The following is a 215-nucleotide window of genomic DNA, read 5'->3' as shown; positions in this document are numbered from 1 at the left end:
AGTGGGTTCGGACCTCCAGTGCGTGTTACCGCACCTTCATCCTGGCCATGAGTAGATCACTTGGTTTCGGGTCTACACCCAGCGACTAGCGCCCTGTTCGGACTCGATTTCTCTACGGCTTCCCTATATGGTTAACCTTGCCACTGAATGTAAGTCGCTGACCCATTATACAAAAGGTACGCAGTCACGGAACAAGTCCGCTCCTACTGTTTGTA

At 51.6% G+C, this 215-nt stretch carries 1 rRNA gene; it reads right to left on the bottom strand.

The features are described 5' to 3' along the window. Positions 1-215, bottom strand: a 23S ribosomal RNA gene (locus GTP55_RS30555); the annotation flags it as partial.

The organism is Duganella margarita (genome assembly GCF_009857535.1).
GTDB classification, from domain to species: Bacteria; Pseudomonadota; Gammaproteobacteria; order Burkholderiales; family Burkholderiaceae_D; genus Rugamonas; species Rugamonas margarita.
This window is presented reverse-complemented; position numbering and strand designations above follow the sequence as displayed.